The following is a 23,591-nucleotide window of genomic DNA, read 5'->3' as shown; positions in this document are numbered from 1 at the left end:
TGCTAAACTTAACTATAGGATATAGTAACAGTTATTTTAATAAGGAGTGGATTAAATGGCAAAATACAAAATGATCCTGGATCTAGATACTGGTATTGATGACGCTTTGGCCATCGCGTATGCATTAGCAACACCTGAAACAGATTTGATCGGGATCATCGGTTCATATGGTAATGTAGTGACTTCTCGTGGTGTCCAGAACAGTCTAGACCTTCTAGAATTATTAGGGCATCCAGAAGTTCCTGTGTACATGGGCGCAGATCATTCCTCAACCACAGACCATTTTGACGTAATGCCTGTTAGTGCACAGATCCATGGTGTAAACGGAGTCGGTGAAGTTTCTTTAAAACAAGCTGACCGCCAAGTCGAAACTGGTTCAGGCGTTGATTTTCTAATTTCAGCTGCACATCAATATCAAAAAGACCTTTTATTAGTACCCACTGGTCCATTAACAAACCTAGCCGCAGCTCTAGACAAAGATCCTGAAATTGAAAATTTGATCGGTAATGTAACTTTAATGGGTGGCGCACTAACTGTTCCGGGAAATGTTACCCCTGTCACCGAGGCAAATATCAATCAAGATCCCCAAGCTGCTGACCGCGTATTCCGCAGTTCGCTTCCCCTGACCATGGTCGGTCTTGACGTTACAACACGGACTTTGCTAACTACTAGAGAAACTCAACAATGGCGGGACCTAGGAACAGTTGCTGGGCAAAAGTACGCTGAAATCGTCGATTTTTATATTGATGCCTATAAAGTAACAAGCCCTCATTTAGGCGGCTGTGCCTTGCATGATCCACTAGCTGTTGCAGTTGCAGTCGAACCAGATCTTATTTCAACCATTTATTTAAACATGAAAGTTGATACAAAAGCATCATTTGCCGGTCGAACAATCGGTGATGAGACTCGGATCAATGATCCTGCCACTCAAACACAAGTCGCAGTTAATGTTGATAAAGAACGCTTTGTACAAGAGTTTATGACAAAGTTAACCGAACTATTCAAAAATAATTAGTATAAAAGCAGGTGGTTACATGAATTGGAAGTATGTTGGAATTTTCTTATTTGTAGTTTGGCTATTGCTAACTATAAATAAATTTTTAAATTTAAGTCGGCAGAAAAGTTTCTCTTACAAACGTGCATTTTTTGGCCAATTAGAGTGGTATAAAAATTTTCGCAATTGGTTATTTATCATTGCACTAGCATTAATAGAGGTCTTTGCTTCACTTAAAACCATCTTTTTATTGTTTTTGATTGCTGCGCTAGTATTTTTAATTCTGTGTTTGCGTAACTTAAAATTTAGGATCGGTCCACCTTCCAATTCTATTTGGTTATCTGGTTTAAATTTAGTGCTGATTATTTTTTCCAGCGTTTTTGTCTTTTTTCTTTAAAATAGAAAAAGTCCTTATCCCCAGTTGAAGTACCCCATAATTGTTAGAAATACCTTCTAATAATTATGGGGTACTTTACATTCTTCAGATTAGCGTAATCGGTACTTTTTAATACAAACAAAGTTTCTGACGGTGCAACGTCTGGAAAATCTCGTCACGTCTGGTAATTTTATGATTTAACTTGTCTGAATTGATCTGATTGGTAAATGAATCTATTCGTCGGTTAGAGTCACGCAAGTCATAATAAGTTTGCACAACTTGGTCATATTTTTCCAGTTCAGAAGTTTCTAGAGTATAATTATATTCATTTTCAAAAGTTCTGAGATCAAGTGGAAGTCGCGGTTTTAATTGCGGTTCTTGATCAGGGACGCCTACTTGAAGCCCCAAAATTGGAAAAGTTAACGGCGGAAGTTTTAAAGTTTCAACCATTTTCGCAGAGTCATTAACGATACTTCCTAAAAATACCGTTCCCAAACCTAAACTCTCTGCCATAGTAGCCACACTTTGAACTGAAAGTACAGTATCATCATATGCCTGGAAAAAGACATCGGTATTGTGTAAACGCCCATCATCATTACGCTGATGTTTCCGGATCTGCTGATTGCGATACAGATCAACTATAAAAATAAACAAGTCGCCATTTGCCCCAACATAATCTTGCTGACAAATATTTCTGATCACCCTTCTCTTTTCCAGATCCGTCACATGTATCACAGAAGACTGTTGCAAAAACGACGAAGTGGCAGTCTGACGTGCTGTTTGCATCAACAGCTCAACTGTCTTTCTGGGCAATTTTTGCTCCTTAAAAGCTCGGATCGTTCTTCTATTTAAAAGTAAACTTTTGGTTTGATTTTTTTTATCAGTCAACTTATCCCAACTTTCTAACAGTTATAATCGGGTAGGAGATAGTTCACACTATCGACCTCCCACACCACCGTACGTACGGAACCGTATACGGCGGTTCAACAACTTAAGCTTTTGCTTTGAATAGACTGGTACAGTTTGGACAGATTTATTAGCCCACGCTGTGCCAGTCTTTTATTAGTTATGGTCATCAACAGTGTTTTACTGTGCGCGTTGCGCCAGTATCCCTTACGAGTATTGACGTAGATTTTCGCCTGTTTGGGTGTCAAGCCTAGTTTAATCAATGCTTTATAACGGGTTCCGATATTCTTCCACTGTTTCCAGATATACTGGCGGATGCGCGAGCGCAACCATTTGTCTAGTTGTTGGAGAAAGGTTTTCATCTTCCCAATGGAATAATATTGGATCCAGCCCTGCATTTTCTGCTTAATTTCATGCAGAATCCTATCAAGGCTGACGCCTCGGCTTCTCTTGGTGATTCTTGTCAATTCCTGTTTAATTCTCTGTTTAGGTTTTTGATGAGGACGCGGGTAGGCGCTATTGCGTCCCACACCCAGCGAAAAACCTAGAAACTTCAGTCTTAGTGGAGAACCGACTTGCGTCTTTTCTGCATTCACTTCAACTTTGAGTTCCTTTTCTAAAAACTGGGTGATGCTTTTGAGAACCCGTTCACCCGCACGCTTACTTTTAACATAGATATTACAGTCATCCGCATAGCGTACAAATTTATGTCCTCTTCTGGTCAATTCTTTGTCCAGCTCGTTCAGATAAATATTTGCTAGTAATGGTGAAATATTGCCACCTTGCGGTGTACCTTTAGCGGACTTCTCGAAAAATCGACCATTCATAACACCACTCGTCAAGAACTTACGAATCAAATGCAAGACCCATGGCTCACTAATGTAATTTTCAACAAATTTAATTAGTAAATCATGGTTCACATTGTCAAAATAGGACTTTAAATCAAGGTCGACCACGTAGTGATAACCCTGATTATAATAAGCAACCACCTTTTTCACAGCACTTTGTGCACTGCGGTGTGGTCGAAAACCATAACTATTATCTGAGAATACTTTTTCAAAAATAGGAGACAGTTGCTGTTGTAACGCCTGTTGAACCACACGGTCAACGACCGTTGGGATTCCTAACTGACGTTTCGAACCATCTGGCTTAGGAATCTCAACTCGTTTGACAGGTTGGGGTTCATAGCTTTCGGTTCGCAAGGCCTCGATTAGTTTTACGTTATTCTCTTTCAAGTATGGGCCAAGTTCCTCAACGGACATGTCGTCAATTCCTCCAGCCCCTTTATTACGCTTGACATGGACAAAGGCCCGATTTAAATTATTCCGGTCTAAGACCTTCTCACGTAATAAGCCATTTTGAGTTCTCTTTTCACCAGAAACAACGCTACGCGCTCCTGTTTGCTCTGACCCTTCCAGGGTTACCCTCCGCAGGTAGTCAGCTTTATTTTCTGTTTTCTGCGATTGTCGTATTGTTTCCACCTCCAGGATGAATCAAAATTATTGTTGTTCAGCCCTTCACCATTACTGGCTACTATGGCCTCGGCTGACTTCTGTCATGGACAACTCAACATTACTATTGAGCCTGTTCCTGCCAGAAATAACTTCCAGCTTGAGAGAACTACCATGACAGACCTCCCCGGGTAAGAGCAGTAGCTTTCGCATCAAACCGTTGGCTTTACTGTGACGGTTTCGAGTGGTCAGGGACTTCGATTTGTTAAGCAATCTCATCCCACCGTTTCCAGCCTTTTAGCCACTTCTTGTTCATCGATTCGATGTTTCGTCTAGGACTTCCTTCAGATTCTACCTCACGATAGACACCCTTGTCTTCGACTCGTGATACCGGCCACTACGGCTCACAGCGGACTTACACCGCCTAGTTACTGCCCATGCCGGGCGCACTTAAAAAAACAAATCATTGCAGCAATGGCTGAACCAATGATTGTTTTTTTATTTCTCATAAAAATATCTATTTTACTTCGACGATCTTTACAGACATTTTGCCAGCTGGAGTTTCAATTTCAACTTGGTCCCCCAACTTATGTCCGATCAGCCCTTTAGCAATTGGAGAATCATTGGATATCTTGCCGTCAAAAGGATCTGCCTCAGCGGCGCCAACGATTTGGTAAGTTTCAGGTTCATCATCATCTTCCTGAAAAGTAACTTTTTTACCAACTGCCACTTCATTTTTATCGATCGCATCACTATCAATAATTTCAGCATAATTTAACATATGATCAATTTCTTTGATCCGTCCTTCAACAAAAGACTGTTCATCCTTAGCAGATTCATATTCAGAGTTTTCTGACAGATCCCCAAAAGAGCGTGCTATCTTGATTCGATCGATCACTTCAGCTCTTTTATTTGTTTTTAGTTCTTCTAACTCTGCCTCTAACTTATTTTTACCTTCCAGTGTCATTGGAAATGTTTTTTCTTCAGCCATTTTTAAAAATCCCTTCAATTCAAAATTTTATAATTTAATGATCCCATTTAAATATTTATTATATTATCGACTATGGGCGCTGATAACTAGCGCCTAAATCAGTATAACAAAAATATATGCTAATTCAATTTAATATATTTTGCAAGTCTGACAATCTCGATACAAGAGAATATTTGCACTAACACATCTAAAAGAAAGCACAAACTGCAAAATACATGCTGTTTGTGCACTCGATTAACTTTTTCTTTAATTTTGGGCTTCGCGAATTATATCTCTAATTTTTGTAACTAGCAGATCAATTGCAACTTTATTTTCTCCACCCTCAGGAACGATCACATCCGCATAACGTTTAGTTGGCTCAATAAACTGATGATACATTGGTTTAACAGTTTTAAGGTATTGATCGATCACTGATTGTAATGAACGACCGCGTTCCTTCATGTCACGTTGGATCCGCCGAATTATCCTGATGTCATCATCAGTATCAACAAAGACCTTGATATCAAGCAGATCACGCAATCTCGGATCACTTAAAACGAAAATACCTTCTAAAATGATAACCTCTCGCGGATCAACCCGTTCAGTTTTATCACTCCGTGTAAAAATTGAATAATCATAAATTGGTTTATTGATCGATCTCCAGTGTGACAAACTTGATAGTTGAGAAATCAATAAGTCAGTATCAAAGGCATCAGGATGGTCATAATTAACAGCCTCTCTTTGTGCAAGACTCATATCACTTTGGTCGCGATAATACGAATCCTGTTCAAGCATGAGGATCGAATGTCCATGTAATTGATTGAATATTGCATGAGAAACTGAAGTTTTCCCACTTCCAGACCCACCGGTCACACCGATAATAATTGGTCTTTCTTTCTTACTTTCCGCTGCCATTTAATATAAATCTCCCATCTTACTTATTTTTATTTTCTATTTTGGAAATTATCTCCTGATGTTGCTGATAAGTTTGTGAAAAGTATACTTTGCCGGTCTTTGTATCCGCAAAGAAATACAAATAGTCCTTATCTTTATCTTTAGGAGATAAAACTGCTTTAACAGAAGCTATGCTTGGGTTATTAAATGGGCCAGGGCCAACTCCATCATTCTTGTATAAATTATACGGAGAATCCACTTTTAAATCTTTGTATGTCACAGTTTCCTTGTGTTTGTTCAATGCATAAAGAACAGAAATATCTGTTTGGAGTTTCATATCTTCATCTAAACGATTTTCAAATACTCCGGCGATCTTAGCACGATCTTGATCACTATCGCCTTCACGCTCAACTAAAGAGGCTAGTGTCATAACTTTTTGGACACTTTGTTTTTGATTTTTAATTTCCGAATAATATGGTTTCATTTCTTGATCGGTCTTTGCAACCATTTGCTCAACCAACTGTTTTAATGTGGTCTTTTTAGTAACAGTGTATGTTGCTGGATATAAATACCCCTCCAAATGATAGCGAACTTTCTTGGCATTTGTGGCTGATGAAAGCAAGTCCGGATACTTCTTTTGCAACTCGCTAGTAAACTGCTTATCGTTTAACAGCGCCAAGAAATCCTTTTGAGAAAAACGTGTGCTCTGTTGAACAGATTTGGCAATCGTTTCAGCTGTCACACCTTCCCTGATCAAAACGCGGCCAGAATTCAATGGTTCACTGGCTCCGCCTTTTTGCAAGTCATGTGCGATCTGATTAAGGGTCATTGATGGTTTTAGTTCGTAATAACCTGCTTTGAAATTTGCTATTTTCTTGGATTTGACATAATAATCAAACACAAAGCCGCTTTTAACGATCTTTTTTTCTTCTAAGATCGACCCGATTTGTTTACTCGTGCTTCCAACTGGTACTTTTACTTCGACCCTTTTATTAGATTCTGGCGCTAATGGTTTTAGGCCTGATTTAAAGTAGCTATAACCAGTTACTGCCACAACCACTAACAACACAACTATGATCGATACTACTGTCCAAATAACACGAGATGCTACCGTATTTTTTTTGCCTTTTGAATCCAACATCTAACCTCCTAGAAAAACTCTCCAAATTAGTATACCAAACGACACACCGAATGTATATAGCCCTTGATTTAACAATGTTTTGTTTTTATTTCTTTTTATCTGAAAAAACAACTAAGTTTTTCTTTTTTACCGCAAAAAACCACGGCTGTTTTAAGTAAAATGATATTGAGATATCGTAATATCCTAACTCACTCACATTAAAAAGCCATGGTCTTTGCTTTAAACTCACGAAATAAAAGCATTATTTTTAAATTTTTGTTAAATTATTCACTACCTAATTAACGAACTGTTACTTCTAATTCTTCTTGTAATTTCGTAATAGCCCTGTCAAACTCAGCTGTCACTTCATCATCTTTTAAGGTAGCCTTCTTATCTTGATAAACAAGTGTATAAGCTAAGGACTTAAAGCCTTTAGTAATATGCTCTCCTTGATAATAATCAAACAATCGGACATCTACTAGGTGATGACCACCATTAGCCCAAATAGAATTCAAAATCTGCTGATTTGTGATCTCATTAGGAACAGCAAGAGCGACATCATGAGTGATAGTTGGATATTTTGAAATTTCTTGGTATACTAATTCACCTTTTGGTGCAGCAATTATCTTTTCCAGATCCAGCTCAAAAACATAAGTCCGTTTTAATTTATATTCTTTAGCCAAATTAGGATGGATCTCTCCGACAAATCCTAACAGCTGGTCATTCAGATAAATATCTGCAGTTCGACCTGGATGCATTTCTTCGTGTTTGGCAGTTGCTTCAAAACGAATACCCTGGGTAATTCCTAAAGCAGATAGCAAAAACGTTATGATACCCTTGGTCAAATAAAAGTCAACAGGTTTCTTAGAAGCATTCCAAGTAGCTTCATGGAAAAGCCCAGTCAGCGCACCAGCCACGTGTTCAACTTCACGCGGTCTTTCATTATCTTCATCTCTAAAGAAAACACGTCCCTGTTCATACAAAGCAACATTTTCCACTTTACGCGCACTATTATATGACAAGTCATCCAGTAAACCACTCAGCAGATTCATCCGCAATGTTGTGTGATCAGAACTCATTGGAAAATCAAGATTCGTTTGCAAAGCAGGTTCCATTGCAAAACGTTGCGCTTTTTTAGGTGTTGTCAAACCATAAGAAATAGCTTGGTCAAGCCCTGCACTTTCTAATAGACGGCGAGTTTCTCTAATTGCTTTTTGAACTTTTGTATATTTACCAGGAGTTGCTTCTCCAGCTGGAAGTGTGGCTGGTAATTTGTCATAACCATACAAACGGGCAACTTCTTCGATCAGATCTGCGTCGATCTCAATATCCCATCTTCTGACTGGAATTTCTACGGTATATACTCCGTGATCTTCCTCAACCCCGAAATCAAGTCTAGTAAAAATTTGCTTAACTTCTTGTGAGTCCAATTCTGTTCCAAGAACATGGTTGATCCGTTCAAGTGAAATTTCTACTTTTTTAGCACTTTGATCCGCGTGTTCTTCTCCAGCAACACCTGCGACTATTTGACCATCACCGAGCTCTGCAATAAGCTCAGCTGCACTATCTAATGCTTCTCTCACAGTTGCAACATTGATCCCCCGTTCGAATCGAACAGAAGCCTCAGAATGCAGCTTTTCTTTCCGAGCTGTTTTACGGATCCTGTGTCCGTCAAAAACAGCAGATTCTAAGGCAATTGTTTGTGATCGATCATCTATCTGAGTATTTGCTCCACCCATTGTACCCGCTAAGGCCACAGGAACATCACCATTAGTGATCACAATGTCGTGTGCACTTAACTTGCGTTTTTCATCATCTAAAGTTGTAATTTCTTCGCCTTCTTGTGCAAGGCGAACTACAATATTTTTGGTTTCTAGTTTATCGTAATCAAATGAATGTAAAGGTTGACCATAGTCCATTAAAATGTAGTTTGTCACATCAACCACATTATTTATTGGTCTAATACCTGCATTCCATAAACGTTTTTGCAACCATAGCGGGCTTTCAGCTACTTTTACATTTTTAATGATCCGCATCAGATATGTCGGAGCCAATTCTGCAGGGGCGTTTACTTCTACATAATCTGCGATTTGACTACCACTTTCCTCAGAAAGCTCTGGTTGAGAAAAACTGACCTTCTTATCGTATAAGGCTGCAACTTCATTAGCAACTCCCCGAATACTCAACAGATCAGCACGGTTAGGTGTGATATCGATATCGATCACATCTTCATCCATTCCTAAGTATGAAAAAATCGGTTGGCCCGGTATTGCATCTTGCGGTAAAACATAGATCCCATCAGCATATTTTTTCGGAACAACGCTTTCTGAGAAACCAATTTCTTGTAATGAACAAATCATGCCCATTGAAACTTCACCGCGCATTTTTGATTTTTTGATCTTATTATGTCCAGCGATCCAAGAGTTTGGTAATGCAACGATCACATTTTGTCCACTTTCAACGTTAGGTGCACCACAAACGATTTGATAAGGTTCTTCTTCCCCCACATCGACCTGGCAGATCTTTAAATGATCAGAATTAGGATGCGACACCAAACTGTTAATATGACCAACAACAATTTTCTTTTGTCCATCTTCTAAACGGGATACCCCATCGATTTCTACAGCACTTAATTCTATCTTATTAGCCAAAGAATTCGTATCAATATCTTCAACCGGTACATATTCATTCAACCATTTTTTTGAAACTTTCATTAAGACGACCTAACCTTTCTGAGAGAATTGTTCGAGGAATCGAACATCATTTAGATAAAACTCACGAATATCATTTACCCCATACTTCAACATGGCGAACCTGTCTGGGCCTAAACCAAAAGCAAAACCACCGTAAACTTCTGGATCGATCCCTGCCATTTTTAAAACATTTGGATGAACCATTCCGGCTCCAAGTGTTTCGATCCATCCGGTATACTTGCAAACTGCACAGCCTTTTCCACCGCATTTAAAACAGGAAACATCTACTTCTGCAGACGGTTCAGTAAATGGAAAATAACTTGGGCGCATCCTGATCTCACGCTCTTCGCCAAACAAGTTCTTAGCCAACTGCTGAAGTGTGCCTTTTAAATCAGCCATAGTTATATGTTTGTCGATAACTAGCCCCTCAACCTGGTGAAATTGATGTGAGTGAGTTGCATCGTCTGTATCACGGCGATAGACTTTACCAGGTGAGATCATTTTTAATGGTCCCTGAGAGAAATCATGCTTTTCCATAGTTCTAGCTTGGACTGGCGAAGTTTGCGTCCGCATTAAAATCGAATTTGTGATATAAAACGTGTCTTGCATGTCTCTTGCCGGATGATCTTTAGGTAGATTTAACATCTCAAAGTTATAATGGTCTTCCTCGACTTCTGGACCATCCACAACCTGGTATCCCATTCCTAAAAATAGTTTCTCGATTTGATCAATAACTTGTTCAAGTACGTGCGGCTGTCCTTGCTTAACTGGAACACCTGGCAAAGTCACATCGATTTTTTCTTTTTCGAGTTTAGCCGCAGTTCTTTCAACTTCTAATTCTTCACGGCGCTGTGTAATAGCTTCACTGAGTTCATCCCGAACTTTATTAGCAAAACTACCAACTTTAGGTCTTTCTTCTGCAGGCAGATCACGCATCCCTCGCAAAACCTCCGTGATCGGGCCTTTTTTTCCTAATACGTGGACACGAATATCATTAACCTTTTTAGTATCAGATGCAGATTTTATCTCTGCCAAACTATTTTTTTTGAGCTCTTCAAGTTTGTCTTTTAGATTCATTGTTTTCCCTTCCTTAAAAATTATTGAGTTATCGTTTAGCTAGCGGCTTGTACGCTCTTTTTGGTTGCTTAAAAAATGACACATAAGATAATAGCTAATAATGAACGTTAAAAATATCTGTTAAACTAACATTTTTGTTTGCCTATATTTGTCGAAAAAAGAAAAAAGCCTCCTCCCTATAAAAGGGACGAGGCTTCGCGGTACCACCCTTGTTTCATCATTAGCTGCAACTGCAACTAATAATAACACTTGGAGCTTGATAACGATCAGTACCGACCGTAACGCTTTTCACCAGCATTTAGCTCCCAGCGCTAACTCAGGAAGTGAACTTCAACTATTTTCTCAACAAAACGTTCTCAGTTAAGCGTTTTTTCCTGTGATGATCGATAGTCTACTTTTTTCCGTCTTCGTTTCAAATATTATTATCAGTTTACCTTTATTAAAAATGATAGTCAAGTTAGTCTGTACAATCGGCTAAAGTATACCATTTTTCTGCCCAGCCATGGACTTGACCAATAATTCCAGCCAAATCTTCACCCTGTTCAGTCAACTGGTAAACGTCACGACAACTATCCTCTAACGGAGTCTTTGTGACCAAACCTTCGTTTTCCAGTTCTTTCAACCGTTCAACTAAAACACGATCACTACATTTATTAACACTATTAGCAATGTCTTTAAAACGTTGCGGTCCTTCAGATAATAGAACATCAATAATCAGGCCGTTCCATTTTTTACCAAGAATACCGAAAGTCTTTTCGAAACGAGGACATAGTTTATAATCGCTATCTTTCTGGATTTCTACTGCCATAACAACTCACCTCCAAACAAAACTAAAACACTTATAGTAAACAAAAAGCCCGCATTTAAAATATTCGAGCTTCCTACATTTAACTTCTATTTTAATTTTACTCTTATTTACTTACTTTTGCAAAGCTTAACCGCTGTTTGACATTCGCTTCGATCTTCTCTGCTAAATGTCCACTGTATTCAGAAGTAGCAGAATACTTATCGACAGCTGTCACAACAAAACCCTCAGGATATTTAGGTGGACAAATAGTCGCACCCCACATGTGTTTGATAATAATATCCTTTTCTAGTGGACTAAGATCTGTGATCTTTTCCGCATTTTTTAAAGCGATCCGCGGATGGATCCATGCATGTGTTCCACGGTCAAATTTCGTAGTCCGCCAATCATAATAAAATAAATCATGCAATAATCCGGCTCGAGCAGTAGCCCTTGCGTTTAAATGTAATTTTTTAGCGATCCGATAGCTGGTATAAGAAACATCAATACAATGATCCAGTCGTGTTGTTGCGTGGTGTTGCTCATATTCAGAAAGCTTTTGGACGGCTGGTTCTTGCAACAAATTGCCCACATAACTCATATATTCAAGATCTTGTTTCCATTTGACATTCGTCATATTCGTCAAATTACCTCACTTGCTTGATAGATTTATTGCTCTTCACGGCATAATACTAGACCGTTAGTGCTAAACTTGCAAACTATAATTACTCAAAACAGTAATGTTAAGCTATTCTTAATATTCAGGCTCTTAGCGCAAACATCAAGATGCCAGCTGCTATTGCAACATTCAAAGATTCTGCTTGGCCTCTTAACGGAATGTATAGATTCATCGAGGTTTCTTCCAACATTTTTTGACTCAATCCATTTCCTTCATTACCCATGACTAAAGCAAAATCTGCATGCTGACCAACCTCATCATAGCTTCGTGCCTGATCATTTAGCTCACTGCCAAAAACTGGGAAACGATTTTTCTTGAAGGCTTTTGTCCAAATAGACAAATCACCCTCAATAATTTTTACATGAAATTGACTTCCTTGCATCGAACGAACAAGTTTAGGCTGATACATATCAACCGATCCTTCACTTAAAACAACACCCTTAAAACCGGCCGCATCCGCTGTTCTTACCATTGTTCCGACATTGCCAGGGTCTTGGATCGTATCTAAAAAAAGCCAAGCCCCTGTCATTTTCTCGGGTATTATTTCTTTTGTTTGGCCAATAATTACTGTTGCAAATATTCCTTGCGGACTAGGTGTTGCACTTAACTGTTGCGCAACTTCATCTGAAATTTCATATATATCCACTTCTTCAGGCATTTCTTGAGGATTTGCATGCTCTAATGCTGCTGGAGTTATCATTATTTCACTAATATTTTCATTTGCTTTAAGAGCTTCGTCCAGTAAATGCCAACCTTCCAGCAAATATTTTCCTTGTCTGCTTCTACCTTTTTTAGTTTGTAATTTCTTCCAGTTTTTAACTGTCTGGTTTCCAGTCGATTGAATATATTTCATCTTAACTTCCTACTTTTAAAATTATTTTTAAGCCAATTTCTTGGTAAAACGTAAAACTGCACATTTCTTTCCGTTTAAATCTTTTTGTGTTCCGGTAACTACTTGCAGTTGATAAATCTTAGCAATTTCTTTGATTAATTTTGTGTCTGCAGCGGTATCTTCACCCGTCAGCAAAATTGCCGTTACGGAATTACTTTCCTCTGCATAAAAAGAACGATATACATTGGCCTGGATCTTACTTAAAGCTAGATCACCAGTGAAAAAATGCGCACTGATCCTAGCAGCAGCTTCCATACAATTTAACGCAGTACTAAATAGATCTTCCTCGTTATGAAAAGACATACCTGGATTATGGAAAATATAAGTCAGTCCCTGTTCTGAAAAAGGAGCACAATCTAAAAGTCTGATCCTTCCTTGATCAGGATCATCTTTTGAGTATAGTAATAAGTACAAACAACTTAACTCCATTTCACGGCCACGCATATTCAATAACGGTTCTATATCATTTAATAAATTCAATTTGCTCTCTTGTTTCAATTGACGATAAGAAATAACTTCTATTCTTAGCGATGTATCCTGGATCTTATTTTTAACAGCTGCAGCAATGTGTTTTTCAATATTTCTACCCATATAAAGCTCATATATCACATTGCCAACAGCTTGATACTTAATATCCAAATTAACTCACCTCTCACTCATTCCTGCTTAATTATACAACGCACAAAGCAGTCGCGTATATGATTCTTACTTTTTAGCTTAGTTTAATTAAATCCAAGCTACAAAAAAACCCTACTCCACTATCGGAGCAAGGCCTTAGGGGTTGTATTAATTTGTTTAGGGGGACAAATTAAATAGTTGTCAATAAAAGCAATGCCTTTAATGTCAACGCAGTAATTATAGCATAATGAAAATTTAACAACAACCCTTTTCAAAAAATGAATATTAAAAATTTGTGATGAACTTTATTGCAAAAAAAATCCCGTCACAGCAGCGACAGGAAGAACAGATATATAATATGTGCATAGTCACCAGAACAACTGAAATATGTGATAGTTAGTAATAAATTGCTATAAAAAGTTTTGTTCCTTCGAATGACTATGTGAGTAGTATATACCTTCTCTTGCAAAAAAGCTATTACAAATACATTTCTTTTTGATTACATACTTTTCCAGGTTTCAATAATTTCAAAAAGTTCCTTTTTAAAGCCTAACTATAGGAATTACCTCCGTTATGACCGCCTACTAACCCAGTACGTTCTAACATTGTTCCACCATGTTTCAAACTATGTCCAAAAAATAATGCAGTTGTTCCAAATTTGTTTCTAATTTGGTCTAACGTTTTTTCAAGTACAACATGTTTTTCTTGTTTTTTTACAGAAGTAAATAAGTTTAATTGCGGATCTTGTGTAGTGATCAAACCACCAAAACTAACCGCAACATTTCTAACTGCTTCACCCTGCCAATTTTTTCTAAATAGCTTTAATAAGCAACGATTTAAAATACGGCCATCACTAGTGGGTGCAATTTTTAATTGTTGCGAGAACCCACTTGTTCCCATTTCTTCAGCTGAAGCATAAGAAAAACCAATACGTAAACTAACACACATCGTTTGTTTATGTCTTTTTCTCAACCGAGCCGCAACTTGCTCACCAATTTCTTGAATCACGACTTCAATTTCCTCTTGCCTATGATAATCCCTTGGTAATACTTGCGAATTCCCTAGACTATCACTTTTAACTCTAACTGGTTTTTCCAAATCAGTTCGATCGATCCCCCAAGCTAATGCAAGCAATTGCGTCCCCATTACCCCCATTTCTTCTTTTAATGTGTAAGGTGTGGTGTGAGCTAAATCTTTCATAGAGTAAATCCCCATTTTATGCAAATGTTTTTCCGTTCTTCTCCCAATACTCCACACTTCAGTCAAATTCGTGATCGACCAAATTTTTTCAGCAAAATCAGCATAACTCAATTTACCGATCAAATCAGTGGAATGTTTAGCAAAAAGATCTAGAGCTAGTTTAGCCTGAAGTGGGTTCTCTCCGATACCCACAGTAGTATATAATCCTAATCGTGCACGCACTGTCTCTTGAATCTGTCTAGCAACAGCTACAGGATCAGGGCCAAATAAGTGCCACGAATAGGTCAAATCAAGGATCGTCTCATCAATCGAATATGGGACACAATCAATTTCTTGAGTATACTGCCGAAATATTTCATTGATCTCAAGATTTTTTTCAATATATAAATTCATCCGTGGAGGAACTACCAATAAGTCATCATTTTTAGGCAGATCACGTTGCCGGCTAACATTATTAATTCCATACATTTTTTTGGCAACTGGTGAGGCAGCCAAAATAAGCCCTCCATTAGTATTTTCCTGTTCGGATAACACGACTAACGGAGCTTCCAGCGGATCAAGGCCTCTCTGCGCACACTCAACACTAGCGTAAAAAGATTTATTATCTATTAGAAAGAAAACACCATGCGGTTCCTTCGAATAATCCATAACAATCTCTCCAAACATTTGAGCTATATATTCATTATATGAACATTAGTTCGCTTTGTAAATATCTAAGTTGCTTTTTGGATATTCAAAAAGTTCTAATATGAAACGATAAAAATCATTCCATAATCAGAACTGATCATTAGATTGTTTTAATTCAAACCGCTGTACCAAAAGAGTAATTTTCATTAAGACGGCGGGTTACATATTTTACATGGCTGCAGTCCGCGTGCTTTAGCATCTTTTAAAGTGGTCGGGGTAAAGTGTCCACGACCATGAGGATGTGTATGGTATTTGTCTCCTGTAGGAGTTACATACACTCTCATGTTTTGTTCGTCATTTTGTTGGGTTTGTTCATTTTGTTGTACTTGATCATTATTGGCAGCTTTATAACTATCAGAATTAGGAGTCTGACCAGTATAGGCAGCACCAGAAACATTACTTGAACCATCTGCGTAGTTCAGCTTAACACCGTCTTGAACATTAAAAATAAAAACATTAAACGATATTTTGTTATCACCCACAGATCTGGCCATCATATGCACCCCACGAGCTAATAGTTCATTACCGCGAAATATTGGAGTAACTTAGTATCTGACATAATTAGTACTGCTCTGTTCAAGATATGCTTTGGTATCCATTTCAAAACGCAACATTTCAGGACTATTTAATTGCCGTGTCCCTGTGATCAAGTTCCTCCAATTATCATTTTCAGCGGATAATGCCCAGCCAATTAAATGTGACCTATTATAAAGATAACCGCTTGAGATCCTTTTATTCTTCCAGCCGGTTGGGGTCACATCAGAAATGCTTTCGCGCTTTTCACCTGGTTTGGGCATTGTTGCCTGGCTCAACATAGCTTCAGCAAAAGTCGCACGATTTAAACTATCAAGCTCGCCATACTTTTCCCACGACCCATTTTTAGTAGACATCCCAGTCTCACTAAAGGTTGGGACTCCATTGTTAACATTGATGGTTTGTGTACCCTTAAATTCCAAAGCAGCAAGTTCTTTATTTGAGGCACGATTTTGTTGTTGAACCCTACTTTGATCCTTCTTTTTTGCTAACTGGGCCTTCCTAATAGATTCCTGTTTATTTGAGTACTCTTTTTTAGTACTTTTATTCCTTCGTGACGAAGAAGTTTTCCCCTTCTTAACTTGCGTTGCTCTATGTTCTTGCGAAGATACTTGTTCAGTTTTTTCTCCACTAGCCGTCTTCTCAGATCCTGTTGGAGTCAATACTCCAAAAATAACAAAGGCTAAGATCGAAGCACCAAGTATCATCCACTTCGTTTTCTCCTTCCGCCTTTTTTTGTTAAATAAACAAAAAATAAAATAGATCAAAGCTCCCAACCATATGATGGCAAAAAAAGTGTCCATTAACCTTCCTCCTCGTATTATTTTTAATAGTAATATTGTTACCTTTTATTATATACCTAAATTATTCATACTTTTTGTCTTAAATAAAATTTGGCGCAAAATAACCGTGGTCTCAGAAAAAAGCTTTTTTTGTTAGTTTTGCGGTCGTATTGCTTAAAAAAGGGCAGACTTCACCCTTTCCCTAGAAAATATATTTTATTTTGTGAGTTCACAGCGGGTATATTTTAATGTTTTGGATCTTAAACAGTGTCTGCCAGAATAATTTATCAAACACATTGGTCTGGGATAAATGGACCCAGATCTGATGGGCGTGGTGCGTGACCTTAGCTGCCAAATGAAGTAATTTAAAGCGGATGGTCTCGACCTGAGCGTGTTTAAGTTCCGGTGGTAAAACCAAGTTCTTCATGGCTTGGAGTATATTGTAAGCCGTGCCAGCCACCAACATGCGAAACTCATTGGCGTTAAAGCTGGAACTGTCCGTTTTATCAAAATGAAAACCGCGTTTAACTTCTTTGATCAAGTCTTCCATTGAACCACGTTGTTGATAGAGGGCAAAGACTTGCGGACCACTCAATTCTTCCAAGTTGGTCACGATAAACTCATGGTCAAACAGTAAATTTCCCGCTGGCCGAGTTGATCTAATGATCACCCGATAAGGGCGTGGCCAACTTTGGGGACAGTAATCCTGCAGGACATGCCATTGGACTTCAGTTTCGCTGAAGTCGTGGTCGCCCACTTGGATCAAGCGCTCAGCCCGACTTTGGAGTTGGCGGTTCGCTTTCATGCGGATCACGAATTTAGCCTGTTTTTTATCACAGGCACGGTAGATCCCTGGCGCTGCGAAACCAGAATCTCCCCGCACGAGGACATCCAAAGAAGGCCCGTAGGCCCCGTAATAAGAATTTAGTCGCTCCCTGTGAAGTATAGCGATTGCCTGGACGTAATTGGGCATTCAATAAGCAGTCCGATAAAGCATCGAAAGCTAGTAATGGATGATAACCGTTAGTCTGATAATGACCGTTATAAGCACTTTTTTCTTGGTTACCAAATGTATCAGCATGCGTGGAGTCGAGGTCAAGGATCAGCTGATGTTGATTCAGCTGGCCCAGGACTAAGTGCGCCAAAGAGATCATTACAGACTTGACGGAGAAAAGGCCTGTCGCCGAGACGTGATTGATAAAACGTGAGAGCGTCGGTTGGGAAGCGACTGCTTGTTTTAGAGCTAAGTTGAAATCAGCCGCTTGGGCCAAGGTGTTAGCAGACTGATCCTGGGAATACCCCGCTAGTAATTGAAATAACAACTGCTTGAATAAATCGTTCATAGTGAAGGTACAATACTTGCGACCATCTTTGAAACGCAAGTTAGTCTCTAAAAACTGGTCAAAGTGGAGTTGATGGAGAAACTCAGCAAGCAATAAAGTCCCCGCATCGTTCGCTAGCTCACCGCCGTCATTAGAAATTTTGATTTGTTTATTGAATAAAAGCTGTTTATGATGTAAAGTCGACATTAGGAGCACTCCTGTTCTTTGTAGTGTTTAGTCGACTTTACAATAGCACAGGATGTGCTCTTTTTGTACACCCAGCAGGTGAAAAAGAAAAAAGGTCAGCAACAGCACGGCAACAACCAAAAGCAGACCTCAAGGTAAAATTATGAATAATCCAGGATATATATAAATATCAACTTTTAAGCAAACAATTTTTTCTAGAATAAAAAGTATAACTACCGTCACTCACAATGGATACACTTACAAAAAGTAATTTTTATTTGAATTATTCGTACAAGATTGATACTATGTACTTCAGCATAATTGAGAGAGGTTTTTGATATGGCAGTATATCAACTTAACGCAAACAATTTTCTGGGTGTTGATAGAAATAATAATTATTTATATGTTTTAAAAATCAAACTTCCTAAGTTTGTCGACATCAAAGAAAATTTTATAGGTGAGTACGGATATAATTACATTAATTATGAAGATCCAGAATCACTTGATATTAAGTTCCATGAAGGAAAATTTACACGTTTTAAGTTATGGATCGATTTTCCTAAAATTGATCAACAAGCACAAAAAAGTTTTTCGATCAACCTGATGTTTCATCCAGAATTAATGCAGGTTCAAAAATACGCATTCCATGATGATGAAGGTTTTTATGTTGATACGAAACCACAAAAAAGTGATGTTTCACTAGATGAATTAGAAGAAAATTTTGAACATTTTCATTTAATTAATTTATTTTTTAATTCTCAATTCGAACGAGTTGGAGTAAGAAACCAATAAAAAAATGTCTAGTTTTAGGGTTCTATAATATTTGGTACTGATAGAAAAATCTTTTCTCAGTACCAATTTTGTTTTATGATAAAAAAATAGAGATGAAGACACACTTCATCTCAAAGAAACAATCCCTACACTGAAAGGAATGTCCTACATGAAGAATTGTACACTGGATCTATTGGGAATTAAAGACTCACACCTGGAATTTGATCCAAAATATAAGAATAAAGTGATAGCTGCAGGATTTTACCAACATAAAAAAGTCCGCAAGATCCATTTGCGGCAATCTTATCCTTGTGCTTGCCCAGTTTGTGGTCAAAAAATGCGCTACAACGGTTTTAAAACCGTTGAGATGCTCGGTTTGCCTTCGGGTGGGATCACAAATGTTTTTTCGATCCGCAAACAAAAATATCTCTGCCCGGCTTCAGCTGCCTGCCCTAAAACTATTACAAAACTTGCGGAGATCAAGGACGTCAAGGCTAACGACCAAATCTCACAAGCCGTTAAATATCAGGCTATTTCTAAATTAGACCAGAATATCTCACAAAAAGATATTGCCGCTGATTTTGGGATCTCTGGAATGACAGTGATGCGCTTTGCGCAAGAGCTCTCAACTTACTTAAGGCCCAATCATCATTTCTTACCGCAAAATATCGCTTTTGACGACTTTAAAGCGGGCAACTTTTCTAGTAGCGGCATGAGTATCATTGTCATGGACATTGCGACACGCCGCACGTTAGATATCGTGCGTTCTCGGCATAATACATACTTACGAAGTTACTTTTTACAATATGACCGTCAAGCTCGCTGGGCAGTCCAAACGGTCACAGTTGATCTGTACTCGCCTTATCGATCCTTGATCCATGAGATCTTTCCGCAAGCGCTGATCATTGCCGACCGCTTCCATGTCGTAACCCAAGCTTATCGGGCCTTAAACTTAGTTCGGACACAAACCATGAAACAGGCGGGACAGGGTTCGCACAACGCACGTGCTTTGAAACATTATTGGAAATCGTTAACTAAAGACTCGACCAAACTTGATTTTAAAACCTATCGTAAAAGCAGAAACTTTCGTAATATGCAGTTATGTGAACAGGATATTGTGGAGCGTTTATTAAACATGTCCTCCGCTTTGCGACAAGCTTACGTTTATTATCAAACACTTTTACAAGCTGTCCATCAGCGAGATCCAAGGCTCTTAGAAAGTCTAACACGTTCAGCTGCAGGCATGCCTGAGCCCATCAAAAAAACTAATCGTACCTTGCGTAAACATCTACAAGAAATCAAGAACAGCTTTCAGACGACCTTTTCTAATGGACCCGTGGAAGGAACAAACAACAAGATCAAAGCCATTAAAAAGACTGCTTACGGTTTCCGGAACTTTGAAAACTTCCGTTTACGTCTTCTCATCGAATTAAAGAATAGTTATGTCAGTTTGAATTTTCATAGTCACAATCGGGTAGGAGATAGTTCACACTATCGACCTCCCACACCACCGTACGTACGGAACCGTATACGGCGGTTCAACAACTTAAGCTTTTGCTTGAATAGACTGGTACAGTTTGGACAGATTTATTAGCCCACGCTGTGCCAGTCTTTTATTAGTTATGGTCATCAACAGTGTTTTACTGTGCGCGTTGCGCCAGTATCCCTTACGAGTATTGACGTAGATTTTCGCCTGTTTGGGTGTCAAGCCTAGTTTAATCAATGCTTTATAACGGGTTCCGATATTCTTCCACTGTTTCCAGATATACTGGCGGATGCGCGAGCGCAACCATTTGTCTAGTTGTTGGAGAAAGGTTTTCATCTTCCCAATGGAATAATATTGGATCCAGCCCTGCATTTTCTGCTTAATTTCATGCAGAATCCTATCAAGGCTGACGCCTCGGCTTCTCTTGGTGATTCTTGTCAATTCCTGTTTAATTCTCTGTTTAGGTTTTTGATGAGGACGCGGGTAGGCGCTATTGCGTCCCACACCCAGCGAAAAACCTAGAAACTTCAGTCTTAGTGGAGAACCGACTTGCGTCTTTTCTGCATTCACTTCAACTTTGAGTTCCTTTTCTAAAAACTGGGTGATGCTTTTGAGAACCCGTTCACCCGCACGCTTACTTTTAACATAGATATTACAGTCATCCGCATAGCGTACAAATTTATGTCCTCTTTTGGTCAATTCTTTGTCCAGCTCGTTCAGATAAATATTTGCTAGTAATGGTGAAATATTGCCACCTTGCGGTGTACCTTTAGCGGACTTCTCGAAAAATCGACCATTCATAACACCACTCGTCAAGAACTTACGAATCAAATGCAAGACCCATGGCTCACTAATGTAATTTTCAACAAATTTAATTAGTAAATCATGGTTCACATTGTCAAAATAGGACTTTAAATCAAGGTCGACCACGTAGTGATAACCCTGATTATAATAAGCAACCACCTTTTTCACAGCACTTTGTGCACTGCGGTGTGGTCGAAAACCATAACTATTATCTGAGAATACTTTTTCAAAAATAGGAGACAGTTGCTGTTGTAACGCCTGTTGAACCACACGGTCAACGACCGTTGGGATTCCTAACTGACGTTTCGAACCATCTGGCTTAGGAATCTCAACTCGTTTGACAGGTTGGGGTTCATAGCTTTCGGTTCGCAAGGCCTCGATTAGTTTTACGTTATTCTCTTTCAAGTATGGGCCAAGTTCCTCAACGGACATGCCGTCAATTCCTCCAGCCCCTTTATTACGCTTGACATGGACAAAGGCCCGATTTAAATTATTCCGGTCTAAGACCTTCTCACGTAATAAGCCATTTTGAGTTCTCTTTTCACCAGAAACAACGCTACGCGCTCCTGTTTGCTCTGACCCTTCCAGGGTTACCCTCCGCAGGTAGTCAGCTTTATTTTCTGTTTTCTGCGATTGTCGTATTGTTTCCACCTCCAGGATGAATCAAAATTATTGTTGTTCAGCCCTTCACCATTACTGGCTACTATGGCCTCGGCTGACTTCTGTCATGGACAACTCAACATTACTATTGAGCCTGTTCCTGCCAGAAATAACTTCCAGCTTGAGAGAACTACCATGACAGACCTCCCCGGGTAAGAGCAGTAGCTTTCGCATCAAACCGTTGGCTTTACTGTGACGGTTTCGAGTGGTCAGGGACTTCGATTTGTTAGGCAATCTCATCCCACCGTTTCCAGCCTTTTAGCCACTTCTTGTTCATCGATTCGATGTTTCGTCTAGGACTTCCTTCAGATTCTACCTCACGATAGACACCCTTGTCTTCGACTCGTGATACCGGCCACTACGGCTCACAGCGGACTTACACCGCCTAGTTACTGCCCATGCCGGGCGCACTTAAAAAAGCTGCTCATTCCATTCAGGAACAAGCAGCTTGACCAAGTAGACCAATTGCTTATTATTTTTAATAATTCATTTCATCAGTACCACTTGATAAAGAACCAGTTTTAGGACTAACTTAAAGTCCTGAAACTAGGCACTTTTTATTTCCGCCTTCTACCTCTATTATTATTTTCGATTTTGTATTTCCGACTATCTTGGATCTCTCCATAAATAGTAAATATCAGTATTATCAAAAAAACAGCCGCAAAATATAAAAAAGAATTTAAGGTGAAGTGCGAATCATCTTTTAATATAGTTGATGGAGGTGGTGCATATGCAGTTGATCCGTTAGTAAAGTCAACAATATCAGTGTTTGGTTTTTCATTCGAATTTTTTTCAGCTTTCGAATTATTGCCATAATTTCCGGCAGCTAAAATCTGCGCTTTGTTGTAAGTGTTAGTTACCCTTCTAACTTCATTATTTTGAGAATCTAATGAATTTTTGTTTGCTTTTGAAACTGACGTAAACGAACTGGATCGCCAATTTTGACCATTCTTGTTAGATTGAGCTGGAAGATCTCTCACTGAATCGGCACTGGAGCTTGGACCATTTCCCGAATCAGAGTCATTCGCAGGTGCTTTATTTTCATCAAACGAAGCACTTGTATTTGAATTACTTGCAGATGAAGATGACGCAGACGAACTTGTTTCTGAACTAGAACTATTGCTGGAACCGGACTCAGAATCACTTGATGAGGATGAACTAGATGGTTGATCAGAGCCTGTATCTGAACTCGAACTAGATGAAGTCGAGCTTGACTTAGAAGTACTTTGGTCAGAGCTAGTACCAACTTCATCACTTACAGAAGTTGTTTCAAATGGTACCGAAATCTGACTATCGTCATCCTTTTTAGATTGAGAATTTTTTATTTTTGAAGACTCCTGACTAATAGCATAATTGGCATTGCTGCTAGCAGCCGTTATGCTTGGTTCAAACATCCTCAAGAAAACAAGCAATACCAAGCAACTCATATACAAAAAAAACTTTATGGGGGCTGGTCTATGTTTAACCAAAGCTTCACTTCCTAATGTATTTATAACTATGACAGTGTTATATAATTAACGTATGGTACATACTAGCATATTTTATATTTTTTCTAAAGCTAATAAACATGTTTAGATAATCGTAAGGGAATTATTTAGTTAATTTAGGTTGGGAAATTTTAAAATGAAGTTAGCCAGTTAAAAAAATTAACACAAAAAACGCCATAGTGGCGAAATATCGTTTATCATATTAGTTACCACACCAA

Annotated in this window: 19 protein-coding genes and 2 pseudogenes; 4 read left to right on the top strand and 17 right to left on the bottom strand. The window is 38.7% G+C overall.

Translation table 11 applies throughout. The features are described from left to right. The first annotated feature begins 55 nt into the window (after window positions 1-55). Window positions 56-1,015, top strand: coding sequence for a nucleoside hydrolase (locus BQ5903_RS05585; protein WP_010496066.1), 960 nt, complete (start codon window positions 56-58; stop codon window positions 1,013-1,015). A gap of 19 nt (window positions 1,016-1,034) precedes the next feature. Further along, window positions 1,035-1,391, top strand: a complete 357-nt coding sequence (locus BQ5903_RS05580) for a hypothetical protein (protein ID WP_010496068.1) — start codon at window positions 1,035-1,037, stop codon at window positions 1,389-1,391. A gap of 108 nt (window positions 1,392-1,499) precedes the next feature. Here the strand turns inward: BQ5903_RS05580 and BQ5903_RS05575 are convergent, their stop codons facing one another. From BQ5903_RS05575 to BQ5903_RS05510, 15 genes and pseudogenes are all read right to left on the bottom strand, one after another. Then, window positions 1,500-2,258: an NADPH-dependent oxidoreductase gene (locus BQ5903_RS05575; protein WP_079579026.1), complete on the bottom strand. Its 759-nt coding sequence runs from the start codon at window positions 2,256-2,258 to the stop codon at window positions 1,500-1,502. A gap of 95 nt (window positions 2,259-2,353) precedes the next feature. Further along, the gene (gene ltrA, locus BQ5903_RS05570; protein ID WP_079579659.1) at window positions 2,354-3,748 is read right to left on the bottom strand and encodes a group II intron reverse transcriptase/maturase; all 1,395 of its coding nucleotides are present in this window, start codon (window positions 3,746-3,748) and stop codon (window positions 2,354-2,356) included. Between the two features lie 496 nt (window positions 3,749-4,244). Then, window positions 4,245-4,718: a transcription elongation factor GreA gene (gene greA, locus BQ5903_RS05565; protein ID WP_010496074.1), complete on the bottom strand. Its 474-nt coding sequence runs from the start codon at window positions 4,716-4,718 to the stop codon at window positions 4,245-4,247. A 246-nt stretch (window positions 4,719-4,964) separates the two neighbouring features. Beyond that, the gene (gene udk, locus BQ5903_RS05560) at window positions 4,965-5,612 is read right to left on the bottom strand and encodes a uridine kinase (RefSeq protein WP_010496075.1); all 648 of its coding nucleotides are present in this window, start codon (window positions 5,610-5,612) and stop codon (window positions 4,965-4,967) included. A gap of 19 nt (window positions 5,613-5,631) precedes the next feature. Continuing rightward, entirely contained in the window at window positions 5,632-6,732 is a 1,101-nt protein-coding gene (gene mltG / locus BQ5903_RS05555) for an endolytic transglycosylase MltG (protein ID WP_079579024.1), read from the bottom strand. Window positions 6,733-7,010: 278 nt separating this feature from the next. Then, a complete protein-coding gene (gene pheT / locus BQ5903_RS05550) occupies window positions 7,011-9,425 on the bottom strand; it encodes a phenylalanine--tRNA ligase subunit beta (protein ID WP_079579022.1) in 2,415 nt (804 codons plus the stop codon). 9 nt (window positions 9,426-9,434) lie between these two features. After that, window positions 9,435-10,481 carry a phenylalanine--tRNA ligase subunit alpha gene (gene pheS / locus BQ5903_RS05545; protein WP_056971954.1) on the bottom strand — a complete coding sequence of 349 codons (1,047 nt, stop codon included), beginning with the start codon at window positions 10,479-10,481 and terminating at the stop codon, window positions 9,435-9,437. Between the two features lie 457 nt (window positions 10,482-10,938). Then, window positions 10,939-11,289 (bottom strand): winged helix-turn-helix transcriptional regulator, encoded by a 351-nt coding sequence (locus tag BQ5903_RS05540; RefSeq protein ID WP_056971955.1) that lies wholly within the window; start codon window positions 11,287-11,289, stop codon window positions 10,939-10,941. A 103-nt stretch (window positions 11,290-11,392) separates the two neighbouring features. After that, window positions 11,393-11,902, bottom strand: a complete 510-nt coding sequence (locus tag BQ5903_RS05535) for an HD domain-containing protein (RefSeq protein WP_010496096.1) — start codon at window positions 11,900-11,902, stop codon at window positions 11,393-11,395. 124 nt (window positions 11,903-12,026) lie between these two features. Further along, entirely contained in the window at window positions 12,027-12,797 is a 771-nt protein-coding gene (locus tag BQ5903_RS05530) for a TrmH family RNA methyltransferase (protein WP_010496097.1), read from the bottom strand. A 27-nt stretch (window positions 12,798-12,824) separates the two neighbouring features. After that, window positions 12,825-13,475 carry a hypothetical protein gene (locus BQ5903_RS05525; RefSeq protein WP_010496098.1) on the bottom strand — a complete coding sequence of 217 codons (651 nt, stop codon included), beginning with the start codon at window positions 13,473-13,475 and terminating at the stop codon, window positions 12,825-12,827. A 528-nt stretch (window positions 13,476-14,003) separates the two neighbouring features. Then, window positions 14,004-15,308, bottom strand: a complete 1,305-nt coding sequence (locus tag BQ5903_RS05520) for a Y-family DNA polymerase (RefSeq protein ID WP_172823862.1) — start codon at window positions 15,306-15,308, stop codon at window positions 14,004-14,006. A 179-nt stretch (window positions 15,309-15,487) separates the two neighbouring features. Then, the gene (locus BQ5903_RS12500) at window positions 15,488-15,835 is read right to left on the bottom strand and encodes a hypothetical protein (RefSeq protein WP_331200001.1); all 348 of its coding nucleotides are present in this window, start codon (window positions 15,833-15,835) and stop codon (window positions 15,488-15,490) included. A 51-nt stretch (window positions 15,836-15,886) separates the two neighbouring features. Next, window positions 15,887-16,678 (bottom strand): DNA/RNA non-specific endonuclease, encoded by a 792-nt coding sequence (locus BQ5903_RS05515; RefSeq protein ID WP_010496106.1) that lies wholly within the window; start codon window positions 16,676-16,678, stop codon window positions 15,887-15,889. Window positions 16,679-16,886: 208 nt separating this feature from the next. Beyond that, window positions 16,887-18,186, bottom strand: a pseudogene (locus tag BQ5903_RS05510) (IS1380 family transposase). Window positions 18,187-18,504: 318 nt separating this feature from the next. Between BQ5903_RS05510 and BQ5903_RS05505 the strand changes: the two are divergent. Beyond that, window positions 18,505-18,957: a hypothetical protein gene (locus BQ5903_RS05505; RefSeq protein WP_010496112.1), complete on the top strand. Its 453-nt coding sequence runs from the start codon at window positions 18,505-18,507 to the stop codon at window positions 18,955-18,957. A 148-nt stretch (window positions 18,958-19,105) separates the two neighbouring features. After that, a pseudogene (locus BQ5903_RS05500) lies at window positions 19,106-20,404 on the top strand (ISL3 family transposase); the annotation flags it as partial. 78 nt (window positions 20,405-20,482) lie between these two features. On the opposite strand, the gene ltrA (BQ5903_RS05495) reads toward BQ5903_RS05500, so the two are convergent. Both ltrA (BQ5903_RS05495) and BQ5903_RS05490 read right to left on the bottom strand, forming a co-directional pair. After that, on the bottom strand, window positions 20,483-21,868 hold the full coding sequence (gene ltrA / locus BQ5903_RS05495) for a group II intron reverse transcriptase/maturase (RefSeq protein ID WP_079579635.1): 1,386 nt from the start codon (window positions 21,866-21,868) through the stop codon (window positions 20,483-20,485). A 575-nt stretch (window positions 21,869-22,443) separates the two neighbouring features. Next, entirely contained in the window at window positions 22,444-23,355 is a 912-nt protein-coding gene (locus BQ5903_RS05490) for a hypothetical protein (RefSeq protein WP_154022016.1), read from the bottom strand. Between the last annotated feature and the right edge of the window lie 236 nt (window positions 23,356-23,591).

This window comes from Ligilactobacillus acidipiscis, from assembly GCF_900116935.1.
GTDB classification, from domain to species: domain Bacteria; phylum Bacillota; class Bacilli; order Lactobacillales; family Lactobacillaceae; genus Ligilactobacillus; species Ligilactobacillus acidipiscis.
Note: the sequence above shows the minus strand (reverse complement) of the source record. Positions and strands in the feature narration are given on the sequence as shown.

Coding starts and splice junctions, on each gene's coding strand:
- BQ5903_RS05585 (WP_010496066.1), top strand. CDS start 56: ATGGCAAAATACAAAATGATCCTGGATCTAGATACTGGTATTGATGAC.
- BQ5903_RS05580 (WP_010496068.1), top strand. CDS start 1,035: ATGAATTGGAAGTATGTTGGAATTTTCTTATTTGTAGTTTGGCTATTG.
- greA (WP_010496074.1), bottom strand. CDS start 4,718: ATGGCTGAAGAAAAAACATTTCCAATGACACTGGAAGGTAAAAATAAG.
- udk (WP_010496075.1), bottom strand. CDS start 5,612: ATGGCAGCGGAAAGTAAGAAAGAAAGACCAATTATTATCGGTGTGACC.
- mltG (WP_079579024.1), bottom strand. CDS start 6,732: ATGTTGGATTCAAAAGGCAAAAAAAATACGGTAGCATCTCGTGTTATT.
- pheT (WP_079579022.1), bottom strand. CDS start 9,425: ATGAAAGTTTCAAAAAAATGGTTGAATGAATATGTACCGGTTGAAGAT.
- pheS (WP_056971954.1), bottom strand. CDS start 10,481: ATGAATCTAAAAGACAAACTTGAAGAGCTCAAAAAAAATAGTTTGGCA.
- BQ5903_RS05540 (WP_056971955.1), bottom strand. CDS start 11,289: ATGGCAGTAGAAATCCAGAAAGATAGCGATTATAAACTATGTCCTCGT.
- BQ5903_RS05535 (WP_010496096.1), bottom strand. CDS start 11,902: ATGACGAATGTCAAATGGAAACAAGATCTTGAATATATGAGTTATGTG.
- BQ5903_RS05530 (WP_010496097.1), bottom strand. CDS start 12,797: ATGAAATATATTCAATCGACTGGAAACCAGACAGTTAAAAACTGGAAG.
- BQ5903_RS12500 (WP_331200001.1), bottom strand. CDS start 15,835: ATGGCCAGATCTGTGGGTGATAACAAAATATCGTTTAATGTTTTTATT.
- BQ5903_RS05515 (WP_010496106.1), bottom strand. CDS start 16,678: ATGGACACTTTTTTTGCCATCATATGGTTGGGAGCTTTGATCTATTTT.
- BQ5903_RS05505 (WP_010496112.1), top strand. CDS start 18,505: ATGGCAGTATATCAACTTAACGCAAACAATTTTCTGGGTGTTGATAGA.